Below are 450 nucleotides of genomic sequence, written 5' to 3' on the forward strand. Positions count from 1 at the left end.
CTTCTGTTCTTCAGGCAGCATGTCGGTGAACAGCGTATTTTGGCGCTCGGCCTCACGTAAATCGTCGCGCAGGGCCACACGGAACATGTAACCACGGGCGTCTGCGCGTTGATTGAGCGGTGGCGGGTAATGCACTTCCAGCTCCAGCGCTGTATTGCTCTTGGGCGTCGCCACCCAGGCCTGCCATATGCGGTATTGATCCTTGGCCTGATAGGCAAAATCGCTCTGTAATCGCTGGCCACCGGCGGCCTCCGGCAGTTGCCCGGCCAGCTCAGGATCAACCCAATGACCGCGCAGAAAGTGCTCGTAGAGTGGGCTCTGCTGCTGCGGCGTGTGATAGACCGGTGAACCTTCGCTGTCGATCACCACTGGTTGCAGCTGGACAATACTGCCCGCCAGCGTGGCGGGGAGCAGCAGTTGCACCCAGAACCCCAGGCAACGTTGTGGCCC

Annotated in this window: 1 pseudogene; it reads right to left on the reverse strand. The window is 60.9% G+C overall.

Going from position 1 to position 450, the window contains the following annotated elements:
• Positions 1 to 450, reverse strand: a pseudogene (locus EKA13_RS28040) (hypothetical protein); the annotation flags it as partial.

The organism is Pseudomonas defluvii (assembly GCF_001695625.1).
In the GTDB taxonomy this organism is placed as follows: Bacteria; Pseudomonadota; Gammaproteobacteria; order Pseudomonadales; family Pseudomonadaceae; genus Aquipseudomonas; species Aquipseudomonas defluvii.